18 protein-coding genes are annotated in these 23,990 nt (G+C 74.0%); 12 read left to right on the forward strand and 6 right to left on the reverse strand.

Annotated elements, in window-relative coordinates:
* Positions 1–22 precede the first annotated feature (22 nt).
* The gene (locus ACFFHU_RS27670; protein WP_377343282.1) at positions 23–862 is read left to right on the forward strand and encodes an FAD binding domain-containing protein; all 840 of its coding nucleotides are present in this window, start codon (positions 23–25) and stop codon (positions 860–862) included.
* The gene (locus ACFFHU_RS27675; RefSeq protein ID WP_377343283.1) at positions 855–3,623 is read left to right on the forward strand and encodes a molybdopterin-dependent oxidoreductase; all 2,769 of its coding nucleotides are present in this window, start codon (positions 855–857) and stop codon (positions 3,621–3,623) included. The genes ACFFHU_RS27670 and ACFFHU_RS27675 overlap by 8 nt, the downstream gene beginning before the upstream one ends.
* Here the strand turns inward: ACFFHU_RS27675 and ACFFHU_RS27680 are convergent.
* Positions 3,592–5,184 (reverse strand): GMC family oxidoreductase, encoded by a 1,593-nt coding sequence (locus ACFFHU_RS27680; protein WP_377343285.1) that lies wholly within the window; start codon positions 5,182–5,184, stop codon positions 3,592–3,594. The two genes, ACFFHU_RS27675 and ACFFHU_RS27680, sit on opposite strands and share 32 nt — an antisense overlap.
* An 80-nt stretch (positions 5,185–5,264) precedes the next feature.
* Between ACFFHU_RS27680 and ACFFHU_RS27685 the strand changes: the two genes are divergently transcribed.
* Entirely contained in the window at positions 5,265–6,368 is a 1,104-nt protein-coding gene (locus ACFFHU_RS27685; protein ID WP_377343287.1) for an XdhC family protein, read from the forward strand.
* A gap of 181 nt (positions 6,369–6,549) precedes the next feature.
* Here ACFFHU_RS27685 and ACFFHU_RS27690 read toward each other — a convergent pair whose 3' ends face one another.
* Both ACFFHU_RS27690 and ACFFHU_RS27695 read right to left on the reverse strand, forming a co-directional pair.
* Positions 6,550–7,368, reverse strand: coding sequence for a DUF7064 domain-containing protein (locus ACFFHU_RS27690; protein ID WP_377343288.1), 819 nt, complete (start codon positions 7,366–7,368; stop codon positions 6,550–6,552).
* 37 nt (positions 7,369–7,405) lie between these two features.
* Positions 7,406–8,386: a ParB/RepB/Spo0J family partition protein gene (locus ACFFHU_RS27695; RefSeq protein WP_377343290.1), complete on the reverse strand. Its 981-nt coding sequence runs from the start codon at positions 8,384–8,386 to the stop codon at positions 7,406–7,408.
* Between the two features lie 781 nt (positions 8,387–9,167).
* Here ACFFHU_RS27695 and ACFFHU_RS27700 point away from each other — a divergent pair.
* The 9 genes from ACFFHU_RS27700 to ACFFHU_RS27740 all read left to right on the forward strand — a co-directional run bounded on the left by ACFFHU_RS27700 (position 9,168) and on the right by ACFFHU_RS27740 (position 19,374).
* A complete protein-coding gene (locus ACFFHU_RS27700; protein ID WP_377343291.1) occupies positions 9,168–10,310 on the forward strand; it encodes an acyl-CoA dehydrogenase family protein in 1,143 nt (380 codons plus the stop codon).
* Positions 10,307–11,947, forward strand: a complete 1,641-nt coding sequence (locus ACFFHU_RS27705) for an amino acid adenylation domain-containing protein (protein WP_377343292.1) — start codon at positions 10,307–10,309, stop codon at positions 11,945–11,947. The genes ACFFHU_RS27700 and ACFFHU_RS27705 overlap by 4 nt, the downstream gene beginning before the upstream one ends.
* Positions 11,929–12,204 carry an acyl carrier protein gene (locus ACFFHU_RS27710; protein ID WP_377343293.1) on the forward strand — a complete coding sequence of 92 codons (276 nt, stop codon included), beginning with the start codon at positions 11,929–11,931 and terminating at the stop codon, positions 12,202–12,204. The genes ACFFHU_RS27705 and ACFFHU_RS27710 overlap by 19 nt, the downstream gene beginning before the upstream one ends.
* Positions 12,201–13,208: an alpha/beta fold hydrolase gene (locus tag ACFFHU_RS27715; RefSeq protein WP_377343294.1), complete on the forward strand. Its 1,008-nt coding sequence runs from the start codon at positions 12,201–12,203 to the stop codon at positions 13,206–13,208. The genes ACFFHU_RS27710 and ACFFHU_RS27715 overlap by 4 nt, the downstream gene beginning before the upstream one ends.
* 17 nt (positions 13,209–13,225) lie before the next feature.
* Positions 13,226–13,945, forward strand: a complete 720-nt coding sequence (locus tag ACFFHU_RS27720; protein ID WP_377343295.1) for a class I SAM-dependent methyltransferase — start codon at positions 13,226–13,228, stop codon at positions 13,943–13,945.
* Between the two features lie 476 nt (positions 13,946–14,421).
* The gene (locus ACFFHU_RS27725) at positions 14,422–15,738 is read left to right on the forward strand and encodes a hypothetical protein (RefSeq protein ID WP_377343296.1); all 1,317 of its coding nucleotides are present in this window, start codon (positions 14,422–14,424) and stop codon (positions 15,736–15,738) included.
* On the forward strand, positions 15,735–16,919 hold the full coding sequence (locus ACFFHU_RS27730) for a cytochrome P450 (protein ID WP_377343297.1): 1,185 nt from the start codon (positions 15,735–15,737) through the stop codon (positions 16,917–16,919). The genes ACFFHU_RS27725 and ACFFHU_RS27730 overlap by 4 nt, the downstream gene beginning before the upstream one ends.
* Positions 16,920–17,111: 192 nt before the next feature.
* A complete protein-coding gene (locus tag ACFFHU_RS27735) occupies positions 17,112–18,047 on the forward strand; it encodes a thioesterase family protein (protein ID WP_377343298.1) in 936 nt (311 codons plus the stop codon).
* A 145-nt stretch (positions 18,048–18,192) separates the two neighbouring features.
* Positions 18,193–19,374: a cytochrome P450 gene (locus ACFFHU_RS27740; RefSeq protein ID WP_377343299.1), complete on the forward strand. Its 1,182-nt coding sequence runs from the start codon at positions 18,193–18,195 to the stop codon at positions 19,372–19,374.
* A gap of 154 nt (positions 19,375–19,528) precedes the next feature.
* On the opposite strand, the gene ACFFHU_RS27745 is transcribed toward ACFFHU_RS27740, so the two are convergent.
* From ACFFHU_RS27745 to ACFFHU_RS27755, 3 genes are all read right to left on the reverse strand, one after another.
* Positions 19,529–21,898: a lantibiotic dehydratase gene (locus ACFFHU_RS27745; protein ID WP_377343300.1), complete on the reverse strand. Its 2,370-nt coding sequence runs from the start codon at positions 21,896–21,898 to the stop codon at positions 19,529–19,531.
* 74 nt (positions 21,899–21,972) lie between these two features.
* On the reverse strand, positions 21,973–22,776 hold the full coding sequence (locus ACFFHU_RS27750) for an ABC transporter permease (protein WP_377343301.1): 804 nt from the start codon (positions 22,774–22,776) through the stop codon (positions 21,973–21,975).
* The gene (locus ACFFHU_RS27755) at positions 22,773–23,834 is read right to left on the reverse strand and encodes an ATP-binding cassette domain-containing protein (RefSeq protein WP_377343302.1); all 1,062 of its coding nucleotides are present in this window, start codon (positions 23,832–23,834) and stop codon (positions 22,773–22,775) included. Before ACFFHU_RS27755 ends, ACFFHU_RS27750 begins: the two co-directional genes overlap by 4 nt.
* Between the last annotated feature and the right edge of the window lie 156 nt (positions 23,835–23,990).

Below are 23,990 nucleotides of genomic sequence, written 5' to 3' on the forward strand. Positions count from 1 at the left end.
GCCCGGGGAGGTCGACCCGAACGTGAAGCCCGCCCGTTTCGCCTACCACGCCCCCACCAGCGCCGAGGAGGCCGTCGCCCTGCTCACCGAGCACGGCGGCCGGGCTCGGCTGCTGGCCGGCGGGCAGGCGCTGATGCCGCTCATGACCAGCCGGGCGGTGCGTCCCGGCCGGATCATCGACCTGAACCGGACGCCCGAGCTCGACTTCGTGACCCGGACCGACGCGGGGCTGCGGATCGGCGCCCTGACCCGGCTCCGGCGGCTCGAGGACGATCGGCAGGTGCGGGCGGCCGCCCCGCTGCTGGCCGAGGCGGCCGCGCTGGCCGGGCCGGTCCAGGTGCGCAACCGGGCCACCCTGGGCGGCGCGCTGGCGTACGCGCATCCGGCGGCCGAGTACCCGGCCGTGGCGGTGGCGCTCGACGCCCGGCTCGAGCTGCGCGGCGCCGGCGTCCGGCACGTCCCGGCGGCCGAGTTCTTCCTCGGTACGCACTCCACCGCGCTGACCGGGACCGAGTTGCTCGCCGCGGTGGAGTGGCCGGTCTGGCCCCAACCGGTGGTCGGTGCGGTGGCCCGGGTGTCCCCGCGGGCCACCGGTTTCGGCCTGGCCGGCGCCGTGGTGGTCCGCGGCGCGGACGTCGGTCGGGTGGTCCTGTTCGGCGTGGCGCCGGCCCCGGTCCGGTCGGCCGTGGCCGAGCAGGCCCTGGCCGGCGGGGCGGATCCGGCGGAGGTGGCGGCCGCGGCGGTGGCCGGGCTGGATCCGCCGGACACCGGCGGCGTGCCCGGGGACACCCGGCGGATGCTGGCCCGCGCCGCGGTCCGGCGGGCGGCGGCGCGGGTACGGAGGGCGGAGTCCGATGGCTGAGCACGTCGACCTGGAGCTGACCGTGAACGGGCGGCGTCGGCGCGCCCGCACCGACCCGCGGACCACGCTGGCCGACTTCCTGCGTACCGAGTGCGGGCTGACGGCCACGCACGTCGGCTGCGAGCAGGGGGTCTGCGGCGCCTGCACGGTGTGGCTGGATGAGGCCTCGGTGCTGTCCTGCACGCTGCTCGCGGTGCAGGCCGACGGGGCCCGGATCCGCACCGCGGAGGGCCTGACCGGCCCCGACGAGGCGGTGGCGCCGCTGGCCGACGCCCTGCGGGCCGAGCACGGGATCCAGTGTGGATATTGCACGCCGGGCATCCTCATGCGCGGCTCCGAGCTGCTGCGGGACCGGCCGGCGCCGACCGACGCCGAGATCCGGGCCGGGCTGTGCGGCAACCTGTGCCGCTGCACCGGCTACACCAACGTGGTGCGCGCCGTCGCCCGGGCCGCCACGGCGACCGGCCACGCGCCGGTGGAGGCGGCGTCGCGGCGGCGCGAGGATCTGCGGCTGCTCACCGGGCGGGGCGAGTTTGTCGACGACGTGAACCGGCCCGGGATGCTGCACGCGGCCTTCCTGCGCAGCCCGGTGGCGGCGGGGCGGATCCGCCGGCTGGACCCGAGCGCCGCGCGGGACCTCGATGGCGTCGTCGCGGTGTTGACGGCGGCCGACCTCAACCCGCAGGCCGGTCCCATGCAGCCGACGCCGCGGCTGGACGACGACGATCCGCGGCTGCTGCCGCTGGCCGAGGATCGGCTGCACTTCGCCGGCGAGCCGATGGCCCTGGTCGTGGCGCGGGACCGGTACCTCGCGGAGGACGCGCTGGACGCGATCGAGGTGGAGATCGAGCCGGTCGAGCCGGCGGTCGACCCGGAGCGGGCGGCGAAGGACAACGCCCCGCTGGTATATCCGGAGACCGGTTCGAACCTCTGCGCCGAGCTGGCGTCTCCGGTCCGGCCGGCGCTGCGGCGCGCGCTGGCCGAGGCGCCGCACGTCGTCCGCGCCACCTGCCGCCAGCAACGCCAGGCCAACGCGCCGCTGGAGACCCGGGGCGTGGCGGCCTTGTACGACCCGGACACCGGCGAGCTGTGGGCCAACATCTCCACGCAGAACCCGCACGAGGCGAAGCTGGCGATCTCCCGGGTCACCGGGGTGCCGGCCGAGCTGATCCGGGTCACCGCCCGGGACGTGGGCGGCAGCTTCGGGCTGAAGTTCTGGACCGGGCGGGACGAGCTGACCGTGGCGCTCGCGGCCCGGGTGCTGGGCCGCGGGGTCAAATGGATCGAGGACGGCCGGGAGAACCTCACGGCGTCCACCCACGCCCGCAGCGACCTCGGCACCGGGACCTTCGCGCTGGACGAGGACGGTCACCTGCTGGGCACCCATCTCGACCATCTCGAGGACACCGGCGCGTACCCGACCGGGGTGATCGCCAAGGCCGGCCCGTTCGTGGGCATGATCTTCACCGGGCCCTACCGGGTGCCCCAGCACGCCTTCCGGTTCCGTTCGGTGCGCACCAACACCTGCCCGCGCGGGGCGTACCGGGGCCCGTGGGCCTTCACCACCGTGGCCCGCGAGCAGATGCTGGACGAGGTCGCCCGGGCGGTCGGGCTCGACCCGCTGGAGCTGCGCCGCCGCAACGTCCTCAGCTCCGACGAGCTGCCGTACTCGATGCCGACCCGGATCACCATCGACCACGTGACGCCGGCGGACACGCTGGAGGAGGTCGCGCGGCGGCTCGACTACACCGAATCGCGGCGGCGGCAGCGCCGGCTGTTCGCGGAGCAGGGCCGGCTGCTCGGACTCGGGCTCGCGCTCTGCGTGGAGCCGTCCAGCATCGGCACGATGGACCCGATCTCCACCGACACCGCGCGGCTGCGGGTGGAGCCGGACGGCACGGTCACCGCGTTCCTCGCCACCGGCTCCGGCGGCCAGGGCGTGGAGACGACCATGGCCCAGGTGGTGGCGGGCGAGCTGGGGCTGGGTGTGGACGACGTCCGGGTGGTGCAGGGCGACACCGGCGCCACCCCGTACGGGCGGGGCACCGGGGCCAGCGGCACCGCGGTGATCACCGGCGGGGCCTGCCGGGCGGCCGCGGCCGAGCTGCTCGGGGCGGCGCGGCTGCTGGCGGCCGCGTCGCTCGGCGTCCCGGCCGACCGGATCGAGCCGCGCCGCGGCGCGCTCGCCGACCGCGCCGACCCGGCGGCCGCGATCTCCTGGGCGGAGCTGGCCAAGGTGGCCCGCCGCGACCGGGCCGGCGGGGCGCTGGAGGCCGTCGGCCGGTTCAAGGCGCCCCCGGTCACCTGGTCCAACGCCTGCCACGGCTGCCTGGTGGAGATCGACCGGGAGGCCGGGCTGGTGCGGGTCGAGCGGTACGTGGTGGCCGAGGACTGCGGCCGGATCATCAACGCGAAGGTGGTCGAGGGGCAGATCGCGGGCGGCGTCCTGCAGGGCATCGGCGCCGCGCTCTTCGAGGAGGTGCGGTACGACGAGCGCGGCCGTCCGCTGACCCTGGGCCTGGCCGACTACCCGGTGCCGACGGCGGCCGAGGCGCCCGTCGTGGACTGCGCGCACATCGAGACCCCCTCGCCGACACCCGGTGGCCACAAGGGAATGGGCCAGGGCGGCGCGGTGGGCGCGCTGCCCTGCGTGTTCAACGCGGTGGCGGACGCCCTGGCGCTGGTGGGAGCGCGGGTGGACCGTACCCCGCTGACCCCGGAGCGGATCCTCACGGCGCTGGCCGGAGCCGGCGCCGGATAGCGGCGGCCAGCCGCTCGGCCAGCATGACCGTGCTCAGGTACGGCGGCACGCCGCACGGCACGGGCAGCACCGAGGCGTCCGCCACCCACAGGCCGTCCACGCCGTGCACCCGGCCCTCCTCGTCCACCACGGCACCGGGGTCGGTCGCCGGGCCCATCCGGCAGGTGCCGGAGGGGTGGTACTGGGCCCGGCAGCTCTCCCGCAGCCACCGGCGGAGGTCGCCCGCCGGCGGCGCGGGCCGGTCGGCGACCACCGCCCGCAGATCCCGGTGATCGAGCAGGTCGGCGGCGTACCGGACGGCCTCGCCCAGCCGGCCCAGGTCCGCGGGCTCGGTGAGCAGCCGGAGGTCGACCTGCGGGTCATCGGCCGGGTCGTCGCTGCGCAACCGCACGGCGCCGAGGGACGCGGGCCGCATGAGCGAGACGAGCAGCCCGGCCGCGGCGGGGCCGACCGTGCGGTCCAACGGCAGCAGCTGGATGTCATGGCCGGCGTCCGCGCCGGCCCCGGCGTCCGCGCCGGCGGGCGGCCCGGTACCCGCGCCCGGGCCGGACGGCAGCCGCAGCAGGCAGCAGCCCGACTCGGTGCGCCGGGCCCGCTCGGCGGCGTCGCCGGTCAGCCGCAAATCCAGCAGGACGGCGGGATGGTCGCTCAGCCGCGCGCCCACGCCCGGGACCGCGGCCACCACCTCGACACCCAGCCTGTCGAGCTGGTCGGCGGGGCCGACTCCCGAGCGCAGCAGGATGGCGGGGGAGTACACGGCGCCGGCGCACAGCACCACGGCGGGGGCGGCGACGACCGTCCGGCGCCGCCCGTCGGCCACCTCCACGCCGCGGACGCGACCGGCGGAGAACAGCACCCGCGCCACCGTACGGCCGCCGGCGACCCGCAGGCCCGGGCGGTCCCGGGCCGGTTCCAGATGGCTGTCGTTGCTGGAGACGCGCGCGCCGCCCCGGCGATGCCAGGCGGTGGGCGAGATCCCCGGGCCCTCCCCGGCGTTGAGGTCGGGCCGCTCGGCGTGACCGCGGTCCACCGCCGCCGTGTAGAGCGCCGCGCTGAGCGGGCCGCGCCGCCCGGCGGGCGCGCGGGAGATCGGCACCGGACCGCCGGCGCCGTGGCCGGGCCCGTCGCCGAAGTCGAGATCGTCCTCGATCCCGACGAACGTGGGCAGCACGTCCGGCCAGGACCAGCCGGGGCAGCCGGCGGCCACCCAGGCGTCGAAGTCGGCCGGCGTGCCCCGCGCCGCGAGCTGACCGTTGATCGCCGAGCCGCCGCCGACGCCGCGCCCGCAGGCGTACGGGCGCGGCGGCTGCGCCTCGGTGAGCCGCGCGCGCAGGTCCGGCCAGCGCAACGAGCGCAGGGCCAGCGCCCGGCCCACATCCGTGTCCCGCACCGCCGGCGGGGTCTGCGCGGCCCGGTAGTCCGGTCCGGCCTCGACCAGCAGGATCCTCGCCGAGTCCAGCTCGGACAGCCGGGCGGCGACCGCCGCGCCGGCCGCTCCGGCCCCCACGACCACCACGTCGGCGGCGGTCGGCAGGGCGTTGTCAAATTGCGGTACGGCCATGGTGCGCATTCTCGTGCTTGCCGCTTTCCGGCGCGAGCGTACTGTTGTCCTATCCGCGTTGCCGACCGAAGGAAACAGCGATGCGTGACGTTCTCGAACCAATTCTCGGGTGGTACGACAGCGGTAAGACCTTCGGCTTGGCGACCGTCGTCGACACATTCCGGAGCGCACCCCGACTGCCCGGCGCGGCCATGGCGGTCTCGCCCAATGACGAGGTCGTGGGGAGCATTTCCGGCGGGTGCGTCGAGGGCGCGGTTTTCGAGGTCGCGAAACAGGCGATCGAAACCGGCGAGTCATTTTTTGAAAAGTACGGATTCAGCGATGACGACGCGTTCGCCGTCGGGCTCACCTGCGGAGGAATTCTGCACGTATATGTGGAGCCCGTCGATCGGCGCACTTTTCCGGAACTGCCGGCCATCGCCGATTCGGTGCGCCGGCGCGAGCCGGTGGCGGTGGCCACGGTGGTCACCGGGGCCGGCCCGGTGGGCGCCCGGCGGGTGATCTGGGACGACCGGACCTCCGGCTCGCTCGGCTCGTCCGGGCTGGATCGGGCGATCGACGACGACGCTCGCGGAATGCTGGCGCAGGGCGTCACCGGGCAACGGCACTACGGCCTCGACGGGCAGCGGCGGATGACGGAGGTGTCGGTCTTCGTGCAGGCCTTCGCGCCGCCGCCGCGGATGCTCGTGTTCGGCGCCATCGACTTCGCCTCGGCCGTCGCCCGGGTCGGCAAGTTCCTCGGCTACCACGTGACGGTGTGCGACGCGCGCGGCGTGTTCGCCACCGCCCGCCGGTTCCCCGACGCCGACGAGGTGGTGGTCAAGTGGCCGCACAACTTCCTCGCCGAGACCGCCGTGGATGCCCGGACCGCGATCTGCGTGCTGACCCACGACCCGAAGTTCGACGTGCCGCTGCTCCAGGTGGCGCTCCGCACGCCGGCCGGCTACATCGGGGCGATGGGCAGCCGGCGGACCCACGACGACCGGCTCGGCAAGCTGCGCGAGGCCGGCGTCAGCGAGGAGGAGCTGACGCGGCTGCACTCGCCGATCGGGCTGGACCTGCACGCGCGTACCCCCGAGGAGACGGCCGTGGCCATCGCCGCGGAACTGATCCAGACGCGCTGGGGCGGGACCGGCCAGCCGTTGAGTGAGACGCGCGGCCGCATCCACGGCGTCACGGTCTGACCGGCGCCGGCCGTATCTCCAGCGCCGGCGCGGCGGTCTGGGCGACGCCGGCCCGGCCGGGACCGGCGCGACCCCCGTCGGCCCGGCCGAGACGGGCGCGCCCCTCGTCGATCCGGCCGGAACCGGCGCGACCCTCGTCGGTCCGGCCGGACCGTGCGGGGCGGCCGACTGTGGAGAACGCTCAGTCGAGCGATGCCGGCCGGGCCGTGCGCAGGGGCACGTTCCGCTCCCGCCACCCGACGCCGTGCTGCCGCCCCGCCGTCCGGACCAGCGTCACCGCTCGGCGGAGCTGGCTCGGTCCGCCGGCCGACGGCGGCAGGTCCACCGTGACCCGCCCGACGTCCGTGAACTCCAGCAGGGTGTCGTTCATCCGCACCCCGTCGGGATGGACCGCCATCCGTCGTACCGGATCGGGGCGGTGGTCCGGCGCCATGAGGTACCCGTCGGGCGGCACCCGGCCGCGCGCGTCCAGCCGGGTGGCCTGATACCGGGTGCCGTCGGACAGCCACCCGGCGCACCAGGTCCAGCCCAGCCGGCTCCAGTCCCGGATGCCCCAGGACTGGTCCCGCTGGCCGGGGCCGTCCAGCCGGAGCGACTGCCCGCCGACGTCGACGTCGCCGACCGCCCAGCCCGGCTGCTCGAGCCGGCTGCCCCGGGCGTACGAGTAGGCGGCCGCGCGGGCCTGCCAGCGGAGATCCATGGCGAACCCGACGCCCTCGGCGGTGAGCCGCCACCCGTCGGGTCCGGGCCGGATCAGCAGCCGGAGGGCGGGGTCGTCGGTCCGCCAGGGGGCGTCCCGGGGACCGGGTAGCGGGCGGTCGACGGCGTGGCCGACCGCCCGCCCGCCGGTCGTCAGGTAGGCCCAGAACCAACGTCGGCCGAGGTTGGGGTAGTCGCCGACCCGGACGAAGCCGCCCAGCGAGCCATCCACCGCGGCGAAGTCGAAGTACCACGACTCGCCCCACAGGCGGTCGGAGCGGGCCTGATGCGGGTCTGTCATGGTCCGCCCCCATCCTGTCGGGCCGGGTCGGGCGGGGCTACGGCTCGAGCGCGTCGCGGCGGCGCATCTCGCTGGCGAACTCCAGCCACGCCTCGGCGATGGAGCAGGCGAGATCGGCCACCAGGCACATGCAGTGTTCGGGCAGCCGGGTGGCCAACAGCCCCCAGTCCTTGTCCACCTGCTTGCTCTCCGAGTGCAGCCACCGCAGCATGGCGCGCCCGTGTTCGGTCATCCGGATGGCGGGATCCCGGCTCAGGTTCTGCAGGATGTCGTCCCGGCACCGCAGCGCCGGCAGCTGCTCGGTCTTGATCCGTTCCTGCAGCCGGCGCTCGCGGGTGGACCGTTCGGTGTGGTGCCCGGTCGGCCGCCGGGTCGGTACGGGGTCGTCGCCGCGGCGGAGGCGGTCCCGGACGTCGCGGACGGTGCTGGGCGAGATGCCGGCCTTCCGGGCGATCTCCCGGGAGGAGGACTCCGGATTCAGCGCGATCAGCTCGCTGGCGAACCGGCGCCCATCGACCGTACTGAGCGGACGGACCCGGCCGTCGCGGCCGATCCGGTGGCAGACCTCCGCCACCGCGGCCACCGAGTCCGACCGGATGGCCGCGACCGTCTTCGCCGAGAGCCCGGAGACCTGGGCGATCGCGCGGTCGGACCAGTGCGGGTTGGAACGGACGATCCGCAGCGCGGCCGCCTTCCGGTCCGCGAGCGAGAGCGGCAGGCCGTGCTGCACGTTCGCCCGGACGGCCATCACGAATGCCTCGGCGTCGTTGCCGTCGTAGAAGGTGGCCACGATGGCGCGCTCGCCCCGGAGAATCGCGGCTTTGAGCCGGTGCATCCCGTCGATGACCCGCATCGTCCGGCGATGGACGAGAATGGGCGGCAGTTCGTCCTGCAGCTCGGCGAGCGAGCGGATGTGCTCGATGTCCTCGCCCTGCAGGCGCGGCGAATCGGCGGGCTGCAGGTCCTCGATGTTGATCCGCACTGACTCGCCGGTCAGCCGCGCGGGTGGCGCGGACATGACGAGCACGGGCCCGGGGCGAGGACATTCTTCCTCGACGGGCTCCTCCTCGACGCGTTGTTCCATGGTGAGTTCCCCCCTCCACGGTGAGTCCCGGTGGGTGGCGCATCCCCTGATCCGTACCGGTATCACGAACATTCTTCCCACGAAGTATGGATGTCAACACGGTGCGTACAGATGGATGGGCATCACTCGACTACGGATCGTGGTCGGTGTTCGCCCGTTACGCCGGCGGCCCGGGACGGCCGCCGCGGGCGGTCCCGGGGCGCGCCCGCCGGCCGGTTCGGCGCGCCGGCTCCGGTGGCTCCGTCCCAGCTCGCGCCGCCGGCCGCCGGCCGCCGGCCGAACGGCCGGGGCGCCGGAGGTCCACCGGGTCCGGGCCGCTCGACGCGCCGTAACCGGGACCGGCCCGCCGAGGTCGCGACCGGGCCGCCGGGGGCCGGGAGCGGGCCGCCGGAACCGGGCCGCCGGAACCGGGCCGCCGGGACCGGGCCGCCGGGACCGGGCCGCCGGGACCGGGCCGCCGGGTCCGCGCCGCTCGAGGCGCCCGGGGCCGGGCCGCCGAGGCGCCGGGGCCGGTACGCCGGGCCAGCCCGCCGGGGCACCGGCGGGCTGGCCGCCGCCGGTCGGCGCGACGCCGGCGCCCTCGACACCCCGCTCGCGGCTGTGACACATTGCCAACGGCCCGGCCGCCGACCGTGCCCTCGGCTCGTGGGTCGCCAGGACCGGCCGGCCGACCTTCTGGAACCCGGCCCACCGCCCCGGACGAGATGGTGCCCGTATGGATTTCGACCTGAGTGCGGCGCAGCGTAAGCGCTACGACGAGGTGCTCGCGGGCGTACGTGAGCAAATGTCGGATGTTTCGCCGCGCGGATCGCTCGGGCCGTTCTCCCGGGACCAGTGGGCCGACGCGGGCCGGCTCGGCATGACCGGCCTGTGCCTGCCGGCCGAGTACGGCGGCGGCGGCCTCGGCGCCCTCGACACGGCGCTGTGCCTCGAGGCATTCACCGAGGGGGGAGCGGACACCGGTCTGGCCTTCGCCATCGGCGCGCACCTGCTGGCCTGCGCCGTACCGGTGCGCGATTTCGCCGACGCCGCGACGCGGGCCGAACTGCTGCCCGGCCTGGTCGGGGCGGAGCTGGTGGCCGCGAACGCGATGACCGAGGACGAGGCCGGATCCGACATCAGCGCCCTGCGCACCACCGTGGCGCGGGACGGCGACGCGTACGTCGTGACGGGCGTGAAGTCGTACGTCAGCAACGGCCCGGCGGCCGACATTTTCGTGGTGTACGGCACCTCCGATCCGACCGCCGGGTTCCTCGGGCAGACCGCCCTGGCGGTGCCCCGCCGGCTGCCGGGCGTCACCGTCGGCGAGCCGTTCACGAAGATGGGCCTGCACGCCTGCCCGGCCGCCCGGGTGGAGTTCGCCGGCTGCCGGGTGCCGGCACGCTACCGGCTGGGCGCCGAGGGCCAGGGCAGCGCCATCTTCCAGCACTCCATGGGCTGGGAACGCAGCTGCCTGTTCGCCATCTACCTGGGCCAGATGCGCCGCCAGCTGGACAGCTGCGTGGCGCACGCCAAGCGGCGGCGTCAGTTCGGCCGACCGATCGGCGCGTTCCAGGCGGTGTCGCACCGGATCGCCACCATGATGCAGCGGCTGGAATCGGCGCGGTTGTTGCTCTACCGCGCCTGCTGGCTGCTCGACCAGGGCCGGGCGGACCCGACGGCGACGGCCATGGCCAAGCTGGCGGTCTCGGACGCGACGGTGGCCAACAGCCTGGACGCCGTGCAGGTCTTCGGCGGCGCCGGCTATCTCGCCGACCCGGGCATCGAGGCCCAGCTGCGGGACTCGGTCCCCGGCGTCATCTTCTCCGGCAGCAACGACATCCAGCGGGAAATCCTCGTCAACCGAGCCGGGCTATGAGCCTGCACCAGCTCGTCGTCGACGCGGCGGCGCGGTATCCGGACCGGCCGGCCCTGTCCGGCGCGGGGGGCACGCTCAGCTACGCCGAACTCGACCGGCGGGCCGACGTGGTCGCCGCCCGGCTGCGTACCGCCGGTGTGGTCCGCGGCGACCGGGTGGCCATCTGGGCGCAGAAGTCGCCGGCGGTGGTCGTGGCCATGCAGGCCGTCCTCCGGCTCGGCGCCGCGTACGTGCCGGTGGACCCGGCCACCCCGGCCGCCCGGGCGGCCGTCCTGGTCCGGGACTGCGCCGCCCGGCTGATCTGCGGCGCCGGGCCGCGGCCACCCGAGCTGGCCGGCGCCGGGCCGTGGCCACCCGAGCTGGCCGGCGCCGGGCCGTGGCCACCCGAGCTGGCCGGCGCCGGGCCGCGGGCCGTGCGGCTGGCCGGCGCCGGGGCGCCGACGGCGGGAATGGCCGGCGACGAGCCAGGGCCGGGCCTGCCCTGGCTGGACACCGCCGCGGTTCCGCCGGGCCGGGTCGAGCCGGTCAACGCGCGGGTGGACGACGACGATCCGGCCTTCATCCTGTACACCTCCGGCTCCACCGGCGTGCCGAAGGGGGTGTGCATCAGCCACCGCAACGCCCGGTCCTTCGTGGACTGGGCCGCGGCGGAGCTGGACGCGGGCCCGCGGGACCGGTTCGCCAACCACGCCGCGCTGACCTTCGACCTGTCGGTCCTGGACCTCTACGCCGCGTTCGCCCGCGGCGGCATGGTCCGGCTCATCCCGAGCGAGCTCGCGTACGCGCCGCGGCGGCTCGTCGAGCTGCTGCACCGGGACCGGATCAGCGTCTGGTATTCCGTGCCCTCGGCGCTGACCCTGATGATCCGCGAGGGCGGCCTGCTGGACCGGCCCCCGCCGGCCGCGCTGCGCGCGGTGCTGTTCGCCGGCGAACCCTTCCCGATCGCCCAGGTACGCCGGCTCGCCGGCTGGACCGGCGCCCGGCTGCTCAACCTCTACGGGCCGACCGAGACGAACGTCTGCACGTTCCGTGAGGTCACGCCCGCCGACCTGGGCCGGGACCGGCCGGCGCCGATCGGCGTGCCGGCCAGCGGGGACCGGGTGTGGGCCGTCGGCGGCGACGGCCGGCCGGCCGCGGTGGGGGAGGAGGGTGAGCTGTGGGTGGACGGCCCCACCGTGATGCTCGGCTACTGGGGACGGGAGCGGCATCGGGGTCCGTACCGCACCGGGGACATCGTCCGGGTGCTCCCGGGCGGCGCCTTCGACTACGTCGGCCGGCGCGATCTCATGGTGAAGGTGCGGGGATACCGGGTGGAGCTCGGGGACGTGGAGTCGGCGCTCGCCGCGCACCCGGACGTCGAGGAGGCCGCCGTCGTGACGACGGGCGCGGGGGCCGAGGTACGCCTGGAGGCGTTCGTGGTTCCCGCGCCGGGGCGGACGCCGGGCGTGTTGGCGCTCAAGCGGCACAGCGCGGAGCATCTCCCGCCGTACATGATCGCCGACCGGTTCCATATCGTCGCTGGGCTTCCGCGCACCGGCAATGGGAAGGTGGATCGGGTGGCACTGAGCCGGTACGACCATGACCAGCCGGCCGGCGAGCCGGTGGAAAGGGCGCCGAGGTGGGCGAAGACCAGCTGACGTGCGACCTGCTCGCGTTCATCCGCACCGAGTTCCTCGACGGCGACGCCAACGGGGAACTCACCGAGGACACCCCCTTGCTGGCCTGGGGCGTGCTCGACTCCTTCAAGACGGCCCGGCTGCTGGGCTTCATCGAGGACGAGCTCGGCTCGCAGATCCCGCCGGAGCAGCTGTACGCCGGAAACTTCCGGGACGTCCGCAGCATCGCGGCCATGGTCCGGGCCACCGGAGGTCAGCCGACCAGGCAGGCCACGTGATCGCTGCCGCCGGGGAATCCCACCGGGTCGACCTCTCCGCGGGCCGGTTCCACTACCGCGCCTGGCCGGCCGGCCCCGGCGCGCTCACCGAGTTTGGCGCTTCGGCCGGGTTCGGCGCTTCGGCCGGGTTCGGCGCTTCGGCCGGGTTCGGCGCGGGCGCGCCGGCCGTGATCCTGGTGCACGGCAACGGCAGCTCGTGGACGACGTGGTCCCGGGTCGCGCCGGCGCTGGCCGCCGCGGGAATGCGGGCGTACGCGGTGGATCTGCGCGGCAGCGGGTCCAGCGTGCGGCCGCCGGTCGGCGCGTACGGGCTGCCGGAGGTCGCCGCCGACCTGCGCGAGCTCATCGCCGCGCTGCGTCTCGACGCGCCGTGGCTGATCGGGCACTGCTGGGGCGCGGCCGCCGCGCTCGCGCTGGCCACCGGCGCCTTCACCGACCGGGCGCCGCCGGCCCTCGGCGGGCTCGTCCTGGAGGAGCTGCCGCCGGACATGTCCGGCACCGCGGACCAGCCGGTGGTCCGGGACTTCCTGGGGATGATGCGCAAACCCCGGGAGTACGTGGCGCGGCGGATCGCCCTCATCTGCCGCGACTGGGATCCGGTGGATCGCGAGAGCCTGCTCGGAGACGTGTGCGACACCGACCCCGACGTCTACCGCAGCGTCATCTCCGATGGCGCCGCCGCCGGGCCGCTCATCCCGCTGCTGGCCCGGCTGACGGTGCCCGCGCTGCTGCTGCGCGGTAATCCGCGCCGGGGCGGCATGCTGGACGACGAGCACTGGGGGCAGGTCCGGCGGTGCCTGCCCGGGCATTCCGCGGCCCGGGAACTGCCCGGCAGCGGCCACGAGGTCCACCGCGGCGACCAACCCGGCTTCCTGCGCCTGGTGGCCGACTTCCTGGGCAGCGCCACCGGGGCGGGGCGGCCGGCCGACGCGCCGGTCACGCCGGCCCGAAACGGGGGCGCGTTCTGCCACAATGGGCCGGAGTTGCACCTTCCCCGCGAATGACGAGCGAAGGAACGGGCATGGGCGAGTCAGGCGGCAGCGGCCGGCATCCGGCGCTGCAGGACCCCACCGATGCGCAGGCGCACATCACCACCTTCTGGAGCACGGCCGCGTCCAGCTACGAGACCCACGACGGCAACGTGGCCGAATACGGCTCGGCGGCGTACCAGCGGTGGGTCGACGCCCTGGCCGCGGTCCTGCCGGGCCCGCCCTGCGACGTCCTCGACGTGGCGTGCGGCACCGGGTACCTCGCGCTGGCCGCGGCCTCGCTCGGGCACCGCGTGACGGCCATCGACCTCGCCCCGGCCATGCTCGACGAGCTGGCCGCCAACGCGTCGGCCCGCGGGCTCACCGTCGACGCCCGGCTCGACGACGCGGTGGCGCCGGGCTTCCCGCCGGCCCGCTTCGACGCGCTCACCTGCCGGCACTTCCTCTGGACGCTGCGCGAGCCGGCCCGGGCCATGGCCAACTGGCGCGAGCTGCTGCGGCCCGGCGGTCGGTTCGTGGCCGTGGACGGCTTCTGGTTCACCGACTGGGACGACGGCGACGTGCCGGCCGTCTTCGCCGAGCACTACACCGCCGAAACCCGCGGCGAGCTGCCGTTCATGCATCTCGACCGGCCCGAGCCGATCCTGGATGCGCTCGCCGCGGCCGGCTTCACCGAGGTGGCCGCGCAGCCGCGGCCGGACCTCGGCATCTCCGACGGCACGCCGTACCTCATCACCGCTACCAGGGCCTGAGCGACCGCGCCGCACGCCGGCCGCGGCCCGGCCACGGGTCGACGCCGGCCGCGCCGTACCCGCCGGCCGCCGACGGCGCTTCAGCCGCCCGTTACGCGCCGGCCGCAATCCGGCCGTGCGGGCGGCCGTGCCGTGCCGTGCGGGCGGCCGTGCCGTGCGGGCGGCCGTGCCGTGCGGGCGGTCGCGCCGTGCGGGCGGTCGCGCCGTGCGGGCGGTCGCGCCGCACGTCGTGCCGGCCGGGGCGACTGAGGTTTTTCCGCACTCGCGCGTCGAGCTGATCGGTTGCGACCGGGCCGGCTCTATGGCCAGGATCAATGTATCGCCATGCCGGGGTGCCGCCTGCCACCCCCATTCGAGAACCGGTCCTCGGCATCACGTTTCCTGTGACGATGGGCTGCATCGCGCCGTCGGTGGACCCACGGAGGATCACGAGGAATGCGGGGAAGCACCTCGCTGACAGCTGACCGGAGGCGCGGATGGCCAGAATAAACGTGGATTTTCGCCCGTACCTGCGAGGCCTCGTCATCGACGCCCTCGGGATAAGCAAGCCGCCCAGGAATCCGACGGTGCCCAAGGGCGCCTCGATCGTCGTGCTGCCGTTCGAGAACGTCAGCGGGGACGAGGAGCAGGAATACCTCACCGACGGCGTGACCCAGGAGCTCACCAACGCGTTGTCGCGCAGCAGCCGGTACGTCTTCGTCATCTCCTTCGAGACCGCCTTCAGCTACAAGGGCCGCAATGTGGACCCGGCCCGGCTCGGCACCGAACTGGGCGTGCGGTACGTCCTGCGCGGATCCATCGAACGCAAGGAGGACCGGGTCCAGATCAAGGCCGACCTGATCGAGGCCCAGGACGGCCGGTCGCTGTGGTCGGACAGCTTCGACTCCGAGCTGACCGACACGTACGCCGTCCAGACGGAGATCGTGAAGCGGATCCTCGAGGCGGTCGGCTACAAGCTGGAAACCTCCGAGCTGGAGCGGTTTGTGAAGCCGCCCAGCAGCCTCATCTCGGTCGAGGCCCTGTGGCGGGGCTATTACCACCTCCGCCAGCTGCGCAAGGAGCACATGCTGAAGGCGCGCGCCCTGCTGCAGAGCGCCATCGACGAGGACCCCAAGCTGGCCACCGCGTACGGGCTGCTCGCCGGCACGTACACCCAGGAGTTCGCCCAGGGGTGGACGCTGGACCGGTCGAACATCGACCGGGCCCGGGAGCTGGCCACCAAGGGCCTCTCGATCGACCAGAACGCCGGCAGCTGCCACGCCCTGCTCGGGATCGTCGAGCTGATGGAGGGCAACTGGCGTCAGTCGGTCAAGCACCTGGACCGGGCGGTCGCCCTGGACCCGTGTCTGACCTGGCCGCACGCCATGCGCGGGATGGCGCTGGCCGAGGGCCATCAACGCCTCGAGTCGAGCCGCTCCATCAAACGCGCGCTCCGGCTGGACCCCAACCCGCCGCCCGGGCTGCTGATGGCGCTCGCCTACATCAACTACGGCGCCGGACGCAAGACCGAGGCGATGGAGCTGCTGGAGAAGGTGCGGCACGAGAAGCCGGACAACCTGCTCTGCCGGGTCGGGCTGACCGCGTACCACCAGCGGGAGGGCAACAAGGGGTACGCGCGGCAACTGGCCCGGGAGATGATCGAGATCAATCCGGACATCTACGTCGAGGCGGCGATGGAGCTGATCCCCTCGCTGGAGCAGATCCACCCGAAGTGGGAGTTCGCGCGCTACGCCGACGATCTCGCGGCGGCGGGACTGCCCCGCAAGGCCGAGAAGGTGGGTGAGCCGCGATGACGGTCAGCTACAACCCGCTCGACCCCGAGTTCGTGGCCAACCCGTACCCCGTGCTGAAGGAGCTGCGCGAGTCCGCGCCGGCGTACCAGATCATGGACGGCCTGTGGCTGCTCACCCGGCACCACGACATCGACGAGGTCCTGCGCGACCGCGAGGGGTTCACCGTCGACCACCGCAAGCTGAGCGCGGGGCCGGCGCAGAACGGCGTGCCCTACGAGAGCATCGCCAACATCCTGTTCCGTGACCCGCCCGAGCACACCCGGTGGCGGCGGCAGATGGCCCGGGCGTTGACACCGGCGCACATCGAGGCGTTCCGGCCGCGCGCGGCCGGGCTGGTCGACGAGCTGCTCGACGCCATCGGGGAAAAGGGCGAGACCGAGTTCATCGAGGCGTTCGCCGGCTCGCTGCCGTTCCTGGCCATCTCGGAGCTGCTCGGCACGCCGGTCGCGGACCGGCCCCAGCTGCACGCCTGGACCTCGGACATCGTCAACATCACCGAGCCCATCGCCAGTCCGGAGGTGTCCGCGGCGATCGTCCGGTCCAGTGACGAGATGCGGGCGTACCTGACGGACCTCTGCGCGCACAAGCGGACGCACCCGGCCGACGACGTCATCTCCCGGCTGGTGGCCGCGGACGGCGACGACCACCCCACCCCGGAGGAGGCCGTCGAGCACGTCCTGCTGCTTCAGGTGGCCGCGCCCGAGCCGACCACCAACCACCTCGCCTTCGGGGCGCTCGAACTCGCCCGCCACCCCGACCAGGCCCGCGTCCTGCGTGATGACCCGTCGCTGGACAACGACGCCACCGAGGAGCTGCTCCGGTACGAGGCGCCGCTGCAGATCGCCGTCCGTGGTGTGCTGCGGGACACCGAGCTGCACGGCGAGAAGATCCAGGCCGGGGCGGCGGTCGTGATGTCGATCGCGGCGGCCAACCACGACGCCGAGCGGTGGGGCGACACCGCCGACGACCTCGACCTGCGGCGGAACCGCCCGCAGGACCACCTCTCGTTCGCCCGCGGCATACACACCTGCTTCGGCGCCGCGCTCGCGCGGCTGCTCGGGCAGGAGACGTTCGGCCGGCTGGCGCGCCGGTTCCCGGACCTCACCCTGACCGCAGATCCGCAATGGAACATCCTGCTCAACCGCCGGGGCCCCACCCAGGTCCCGATCTCCGTCCGCTGAATTCCGCCGCACCGGGTCCGCGGCCCGGTGCGGCGGCGCCTTTCGGTACGGCTGAATTCGGATCCGTCAGCCGTTTCGCTCAGCTGTTCATCACCATTGTTTCCGGCAACGCCAATCCCTGTCCCGGCACGGCCCGTCCTCGTCCATCCGCGCTGCTACCGACCGGTGTCAGCCTCGTGATAGGAACCCAACATGGAGTCCTTGGAGCAGCAAACTGCCGTCGAACAAACCGCCGAGGGTAAGTACCGCGGCAACGTATCCGAAGATTGGAAGCTGTGGGCGCCGGTCGGCGGATACCTGTCCGGGATCGCTTTGCGGGCTGCCCAATCGGCCAGCAACATGGCACGGCCGGTCAGCTTGACCTGCCATTACCTGCACGAGGCGACATTTGGGTCGGTCGATCTCGAAGTGACCACCCTGAGCGTCACGGAACGGGCCGACTCCCACCTCGTGCGGATGACCCAGAACGGGAACGACATCCTCGTCGCGCTGGCCACCGCCGCGCCCACCGACCTGCCGGGACCGAACGAGAACTGGCAGGAGGCCCCCGAGGTCACCGAGCCGGAGGACATGCCGGGCACCCTGCTCTATCCGGACGCGGCCCAGCTGCTGGGCGACCAGCCGTACTGGAAGATGCTCGAGTTCCGCATGGTCAAGGGCATGCAGCCCACCCACGCGTACCCGGACCTGAGCGGCCTGTCCGAAGAGGAGCTCATCGAGCGCCGCTTCACGCCCCGACGGGACGCGCACATTCGCGGCTGGCAGCGGATCGCCAACGGGGAGGGGGCGAAGGACCCCTGGGTCGACGCCTGCCGCTATCTGATCATCTGCGCCGGGATGATGTTCCCGGTGGTGGCGGACCCCTTCACGCCGCCGCTGCGGTTCATCGCCCCGACGCTGAACCTCACCGTGGACTTCCACACCTTCCACCCGGAGGACCAGTGGCTGCTCGCGGACGCGACCGGCGCGCACGCCGGGCAGGGCGTGCTGGGCGCCGACACGAGGCTCTGGGCCCGCAGCGGTGACCTGCTCGCCACCGCCCAGGCGCAGCTGACGTACCACGACTTCTCGGACCCGAAGCTGATGGAGCGCCTGCACAAGTCGTGGTTCGCGCTGCGGGAGGGCTGAGCGGTCCGACGACCGGACGGGGGTTTCGCTGACGGGCACGCGGTCGCCACGGCGGCCGCGTGCCCGTGCGGCGCCCCGTGATCCGCGCGAACGCACAACCGCGCCGGCCGGTGGCCGCGCGACGGTGAACCGAAGGGACGACATCATGACCTCTGCGCCAGGTTTAGGTCCGGACAACCCCGCCATGCTGGAAGATCCATATCCCTTCTACGCCGGGCTGCAGCAGCGCCACGCCGTGCTCTGGAGCGAGGGCATGCAGTCCTGGCTGGTGACGCGCTACGCCGAATGCCGGGACGTGCTCAACGATCACGAGCGGTTCACCCAGGACCGGAAGCAGATCGGCGGGACGGCGTCCGAGGCGCGGCAGAACCTCCAGGCGTCCGCGCTGTCGGACGGCCTCGATCCGGCCGGGGAGAAGGCGCTGCGCCGGCTGATCGTCAATTCCATCCACTCCCAGGACATCGACCAGCTGGCCGGGTCCATCCGCGCCGACGTGGACCGGCTCTTCGCCGCGCTGGCGTCGCGGCCGGTCTTCGACTGGATGACCGAGGTCGCGGCCCCGCTGGCCGCCGCGATCACGGCGGAGCTCCTGGGCCTGCGGGAGCCCGAGCCCGGCACCTTCAAGCGGGTGTCGGAGGCCATCGCGCAGGGCTACAACGCCGACGTCAAGCCGGAGAACTCAAAGGTCGGCCAGGACGGCCGGGCGCAGCTCGGCGCCCTGATCGAAGACGCCTGGGGGGCCGCGGCCGACCGGGGCGGCGCGGTGGCGGTGCTGAAGAACAGCGCCGACACCAACGAGTTCTCCACGAACCGGATGAAGGAAAACCTGGGCCTGCTCTTCAACGGCAGCTTCGCCGCGATCTTCGCGGCCTGCGGGAACGTGGCGCTGACCCTGCTGCGCCGGCCCGACGTGCTGGACCGGCTGCGCGATCCCGCCCTGCTGGACACCGGCATCGACGAGCTGATCCGCTATGACGGCCCCGCCCAGGTCACCAGCCGGGTGGCCACCCAGGACACGAAGATCCGGGACGTCGCCATCAGGGCCGGCGACGGCGTGATCGCGCTGCTCGCCGCGGCGAACCGCGATCCGGAGGAGTTCCCCGAGCCCAACGAGCTGGTGCTCGATCGCAAGCCGAACCGGCACCTCGGCTTCGGCTGGGGCATGCACGGCTGCGTCGGGCAGGCGTTCGGCCGGGCGGCGCTCCGCGGGCTGGTCACCGGCCTGCACGAGGCGCCCACGCCATTGCGCCTGGCCGGTACGCCCGTGCGGCTGCGCGCCACGTCGGTCCGCAGCCTCGATTCGCTCCCGGTCACCTTCGCCGAATAGCCCCCGGTCATCCCCACCGCCTTCCGGCCGCCGACGCGCAACGCTCGGCGGCCGGTCGCCGCGCCGCCGGTGGCGGCCCGCCGCAACTGGTTCCCCCGCGGCCCCTTGACCCGATGGCGGGCCGGCCGCCCCGGTCGAGACGAACCGCCCCGGCTCACCCGGTCGGGCCGGGCGCCCGGTCCGCGAACAACAGCCGCAGCTCGCAGGTGTAGACGTTGCCGGCCGCGTCGGCCAGCCACGACTGGTCCGGCGCGGGCAGCATCTCGCTGATCGTCACCGTCGCGCCCGCCGTCGCGCCGGCGGCGCGCAGCAGTTGCGCCAGGTTGCCCACCTGGACCTCGCTGCGGAAGTCCACGAAGATCGGCTTCGGCTCGGAGCTGATCGAGGCGAACACGATGTCCGGCAGCCCGTGGGCCCGCAGCCAGCGCCGCGCGGCCACGAAGTGCTCGGGATCGCTGCGGGCCGAGATCCAGTCCAGCCCGTCGATGGGGAACGACCAGGTCTCCCGGAACATGACGAGGTCGTCCACGACCACCCTGGGGGTGTGCGGCCGCGTCCCGACCACCTGCTTGAAGGCGTCCACCAGATCCCAGGTCAGCCACGCGCCGCCGACGTCCATGACCTCGAACCGCTCGGCCGCGCCGGGCAACCCGAGCATGAGGCGGTCCCCGTCCCGGCGGGCCTCCAGCCCGTACAGCGGCAGCAGCCGCTCGTCGCCGCGGGGCGGGTACGCCGACACGCACAACCGCCAGTCGCGGGCGTCGTTGAGCCACGGATAGGTCCGGGCGGTCACCCGCGGGTAGTCCTTGACCGGGCTGAGGATCACCCTGCTGGCCGGGATGACGGTGGCCAGCATCGCCCGCAGTTCCTCGCGGTCCGGATGCGGCCAGCTGAAGCACGGGGTCTCGAACGGGCAGTAGGCGATGTGGAACTCCCCGAGCACCGGCTGGAACGCGCCGCGGGCCAACTCGGCCGCTCCGCGCGCCGCGAGGAGCAGGTCGATGCTGTGGGTGTGCGCGGAGCCCCAGCTCGGGTACCCGCCGGCGAACACCTCCGCCACCCGCTGGCGCAGCGCGTCACTGCGGTGCGTCACCACCCGGGCGTCGGTGTCCAGGCCGAGAATGGCCCGCCAGCCGGCGACGAACTCCCGCGCCACCTGGTCCTGGGGCCGGTTGCCGGGGGTGAGGAAGGTGTCCGCGCAGCCCAGCACCAGCTGCATGTAGTTCGTCGATTCGACGCCCATCGCGTCGAACGCCGCGAGCTGGGTACGGCGCATCCGTTCCGCCGCCTCGTGGACGTACCAGCGCGCGCTGGTGAGCAGCAGCGACAGCGGCTCGGCGATCGCCCGCAACACCTGGGGACCGAACGACAGCGCGACGTCGCGGGCGCAGTCCACGTAGGCCAGCCGCCGCCCGCCGTAGGACTGTCCGGGCCGGCGCGCCGGGTCCACCCCGGTCAGCGCGGTGAACTCGTGCTCCAGCCGCTCGTTGAGCCGGCGCAGCTGATCCGGGTCGCGATAGTCGGCCAGCGCGTCGCGGGCCGACTCGAGCCGGTCGAGCGCCGCGATCGCCCGGCCCCGGACCGTGGCGTCGCCGATGCGGTCGAGCCGGCCGCGCAGCTCGCGCTCGGCATGCTGCACGAGCGGCGGCTCAAGGTCCCAGATCAGCAGCTCCCTGGCCGCCAGCAACTCCAGCGTCTTGTGCAGCACGCTCGGTTCGACGCCGCATTCGGCGGCGATCTCCGCCGGCAGCCGGTGGCCGTCGACGAGCGCCAGCACCCGTGCCTCCTCCTCGTCGAGATCGACCGGGCCGCCCAGGGTGCGCACCCGGGCCCCGGCGAGGTGCACGATGGGGTGGCGGCGCGGCGCGACCCAGGGTCGCACCTGCGGATCGGCGGTCAGCCGCGCCGCGAGGGCGTCCACGGCCCACGTCTCCAGGTGCAGCTCGCCGCGGGCGATGAGGGCCGGACCGGGCCGCATCCGCAGCGGCTCGCCGCCGTCGCGGAAGTCGAACCAGCTCACCGGCCCGAAGAAGCCGATGGTCTCGTTCTTCGCGCAGTACCGCGCCCAGTACTTGGCCACGATCCGCTGCCGCTTGCGCAGCCGGTGGTTGTTCGGGGCGTCGGCGCCCAGCTGCCCGAGCCGCACGATCATGGGCTCGACGACGTCGGGGTTCTGCCAGCCGACCGCCTCCAGGAAGTCGGGCCGGCGGGCGATCCGGCCGAGCAGCTCGGCCTGCCGGACGGTCGCGCGGGCCGCCGCGGCGGCCAGGCCCCGCCGCGTGTCGTCGCCGGGCTCGGCCAGCCAGCGGTCGGCGGCCGCCGCGTACTCGTGGTCGCCGAGGTCGAGCAGCCCGGCGATGGGGAACCCGCCGCTGCGGAGCACGCCCTGTGACCACAGCTCGAATCCACCCGGCAGCGGGATGAAGTGCCCGGGCGCCAGGGCGGGCGCGGCCGGCGGCGCGTCCCGCAGCCTGGCCATCGGCGTCGCGGTCCCGGTCTGGGTCGGTACGGAGGGGTTGTTCATCCGGAATCTCCCGTGAACTGGGCAGGGGGAGCCGCTGCCACCGCGCCGGTTCCCGTCCGGACCGGCCCGGGGGATCAGGCTCGGTTGTACGCGCGCACGGCCAGCGGCACGAACACGATGAGGCCCGCGGCCAGCCAGAGGCCGCTCTTCCACAGGTCCTCACCGACCGGACCGCCCAGCGCGAGCGCGCGCATCGTGTCGATGAGCACGGTGACCGGTTGGTTGTCGGCGAAGGCCTGCAGCCAGCCCGGCATCGTGTCGACGGGCACGAAGGCCGAGCTCACGAAGGCGAGCGGGAACAGACACACCAGGCCGAAGGCCTGCACCGACTCGGCGGTGCCCATGGCGAAGCCGGCGTACGCCCAGACACAGCAGGCCACGACGGCGAAGACGGTGGCCAGGACGACCATGCCGACCGCCGGGCCGAATCCGTTGGTGAACCGGAACCCGACCGCGTAACCCACCCCGACGAGGATGAGAATCATCAGGAACACCCGTGCGGCGTCCGCCACCAGCCGCCCGACCAGGTACGCGGACCGGGCCGTCGGCATCGACCGCAGCCGGTCGATCACCCCCTGCTGCTTCTCCTGCACCAGGGCCACGGCGGTGCCGAAGGTGGCGAAGGCCACGCTCTGTCCGATGATGCCGGGAATGAGGAAGTTGACGTAGCCGCCGGGGACGCGCACCGGGATGGCGCCCCCGAAGACGTACCGGAACAGCAGCACGAACATCACCGGCTGGATCACCGTGATGACCAGGAACGACGGGACCCGCGCCCAGACCAGCAGGTTGCGCCTGGCGAACGTGAGCGTGTCGCCGAGCAGCCAGCGCAGCGACGCGGACGCCCCCGGCCGATCCGCCGCGGTGAGCACCGTCATGACCGCACCCCCGTACCGTCGTCGGGGCCGCGCCTGCGGCGTCCGCCCCGGCCTCCGCGGCCCCGGCCGGGCCGCTCCGCCGTGCTGTGGTTCTCGACCGCGTGGCCGGTCAGCGCCAGGAACGCGTCGTCCAGGGACGGGCGGCGCAGCATGAGCCCCCGGATCTGGATGTCGGCGCTGTCGAGCCCGCGGGCCGCGTCGATGAGCGCCTCCGAACCGCGGTCGCCGACCCGCACGCTGACCAGGCCGGTCTCGGTGTCGACGGACGGCTCGCCCGCGGCCCGGGCCGCGACCACGGCCGCGGCCTCGGCGAGCCGGGCCCGCTCCGGCACGGTGAACTCCAGCACGTCGCCGCCGACCCGGCCCTTGAGCTTCTCGGCCGTGCCGGCCGCGATGACCACGCCGTGGTCGATCACCACGATCTCGTCCGCCAGCTCGTCGGCCTCGTCCAGGTTCTGGGTGGTGAGCAGCACCGTGGTGCCGCCGGCGCGCAGCGACCGGATGGTGTCCCACATGCCCAGCCGGGACCGCGGGTCCAGGCCGGTGGTGGGCTCGTCGAGGAAGAGCACGGCGGGCCGGCCCATCAGGCTGGCCGCGAGGTCCAGCCGGCGCCGCATGCCGCCCGAGTATGTCCGGGCCAGCCGGTCGGCCGCGTCGGTCAGGCCGAACTGTTCGAGCAGTTCGGTGGCCCGGCTGCGGGCCGGCGCGGCGCCCAGGTGGAACAGCCGGCCGATGAACTCGAGATTCTCCCGGCCGGTCAGCGCCGCCAGCACCGACGCGTTCTGCCCGGTGAGCCCGATCGAGCGCCGGACCTCGGCCGCCTCCCGTACGACGTCGTGGCCGTTCACCTCGGCCCGGCCGCCGTCCGGGGGCAGCAGCGTGGTGAGGATGCGCAGGGTGGTGGTCTTGCCCGCGCCATTCGGGCCGAGCAGACCGAGAATCGTGCCCCGGGGCACGGACAGATCGATGCCGCGCACCGCCTGAACGTCGCCGAAGGACTTGGTCAGTCCCTCGACGAGAATGGCGGGCTGGGGCACGTCCGATGGGAGCGTCGGCACCGTGGGAACCCTTTCTCGGGGAAACGGCGACGAACTCCGACCTAACCAGATGGATTCCCCGGTGGGTAGTGCCCGAAAATCCATCATCCTGACGTTGATGAATGGTTTACATTTTTCCGCATCGCCGGCCAACTGCGGCGGTTCCACAGTCGAGGC

It is taken from the genome of Plantactinospora siamensis (assembly GCF_042434095.1).
In the GTDB taxonomy this organism is placed as follows: Bacteria; Actinomycetota; Actinomycetes; order Mycobacteriales; family Micromonosporaceae; genus KBS50.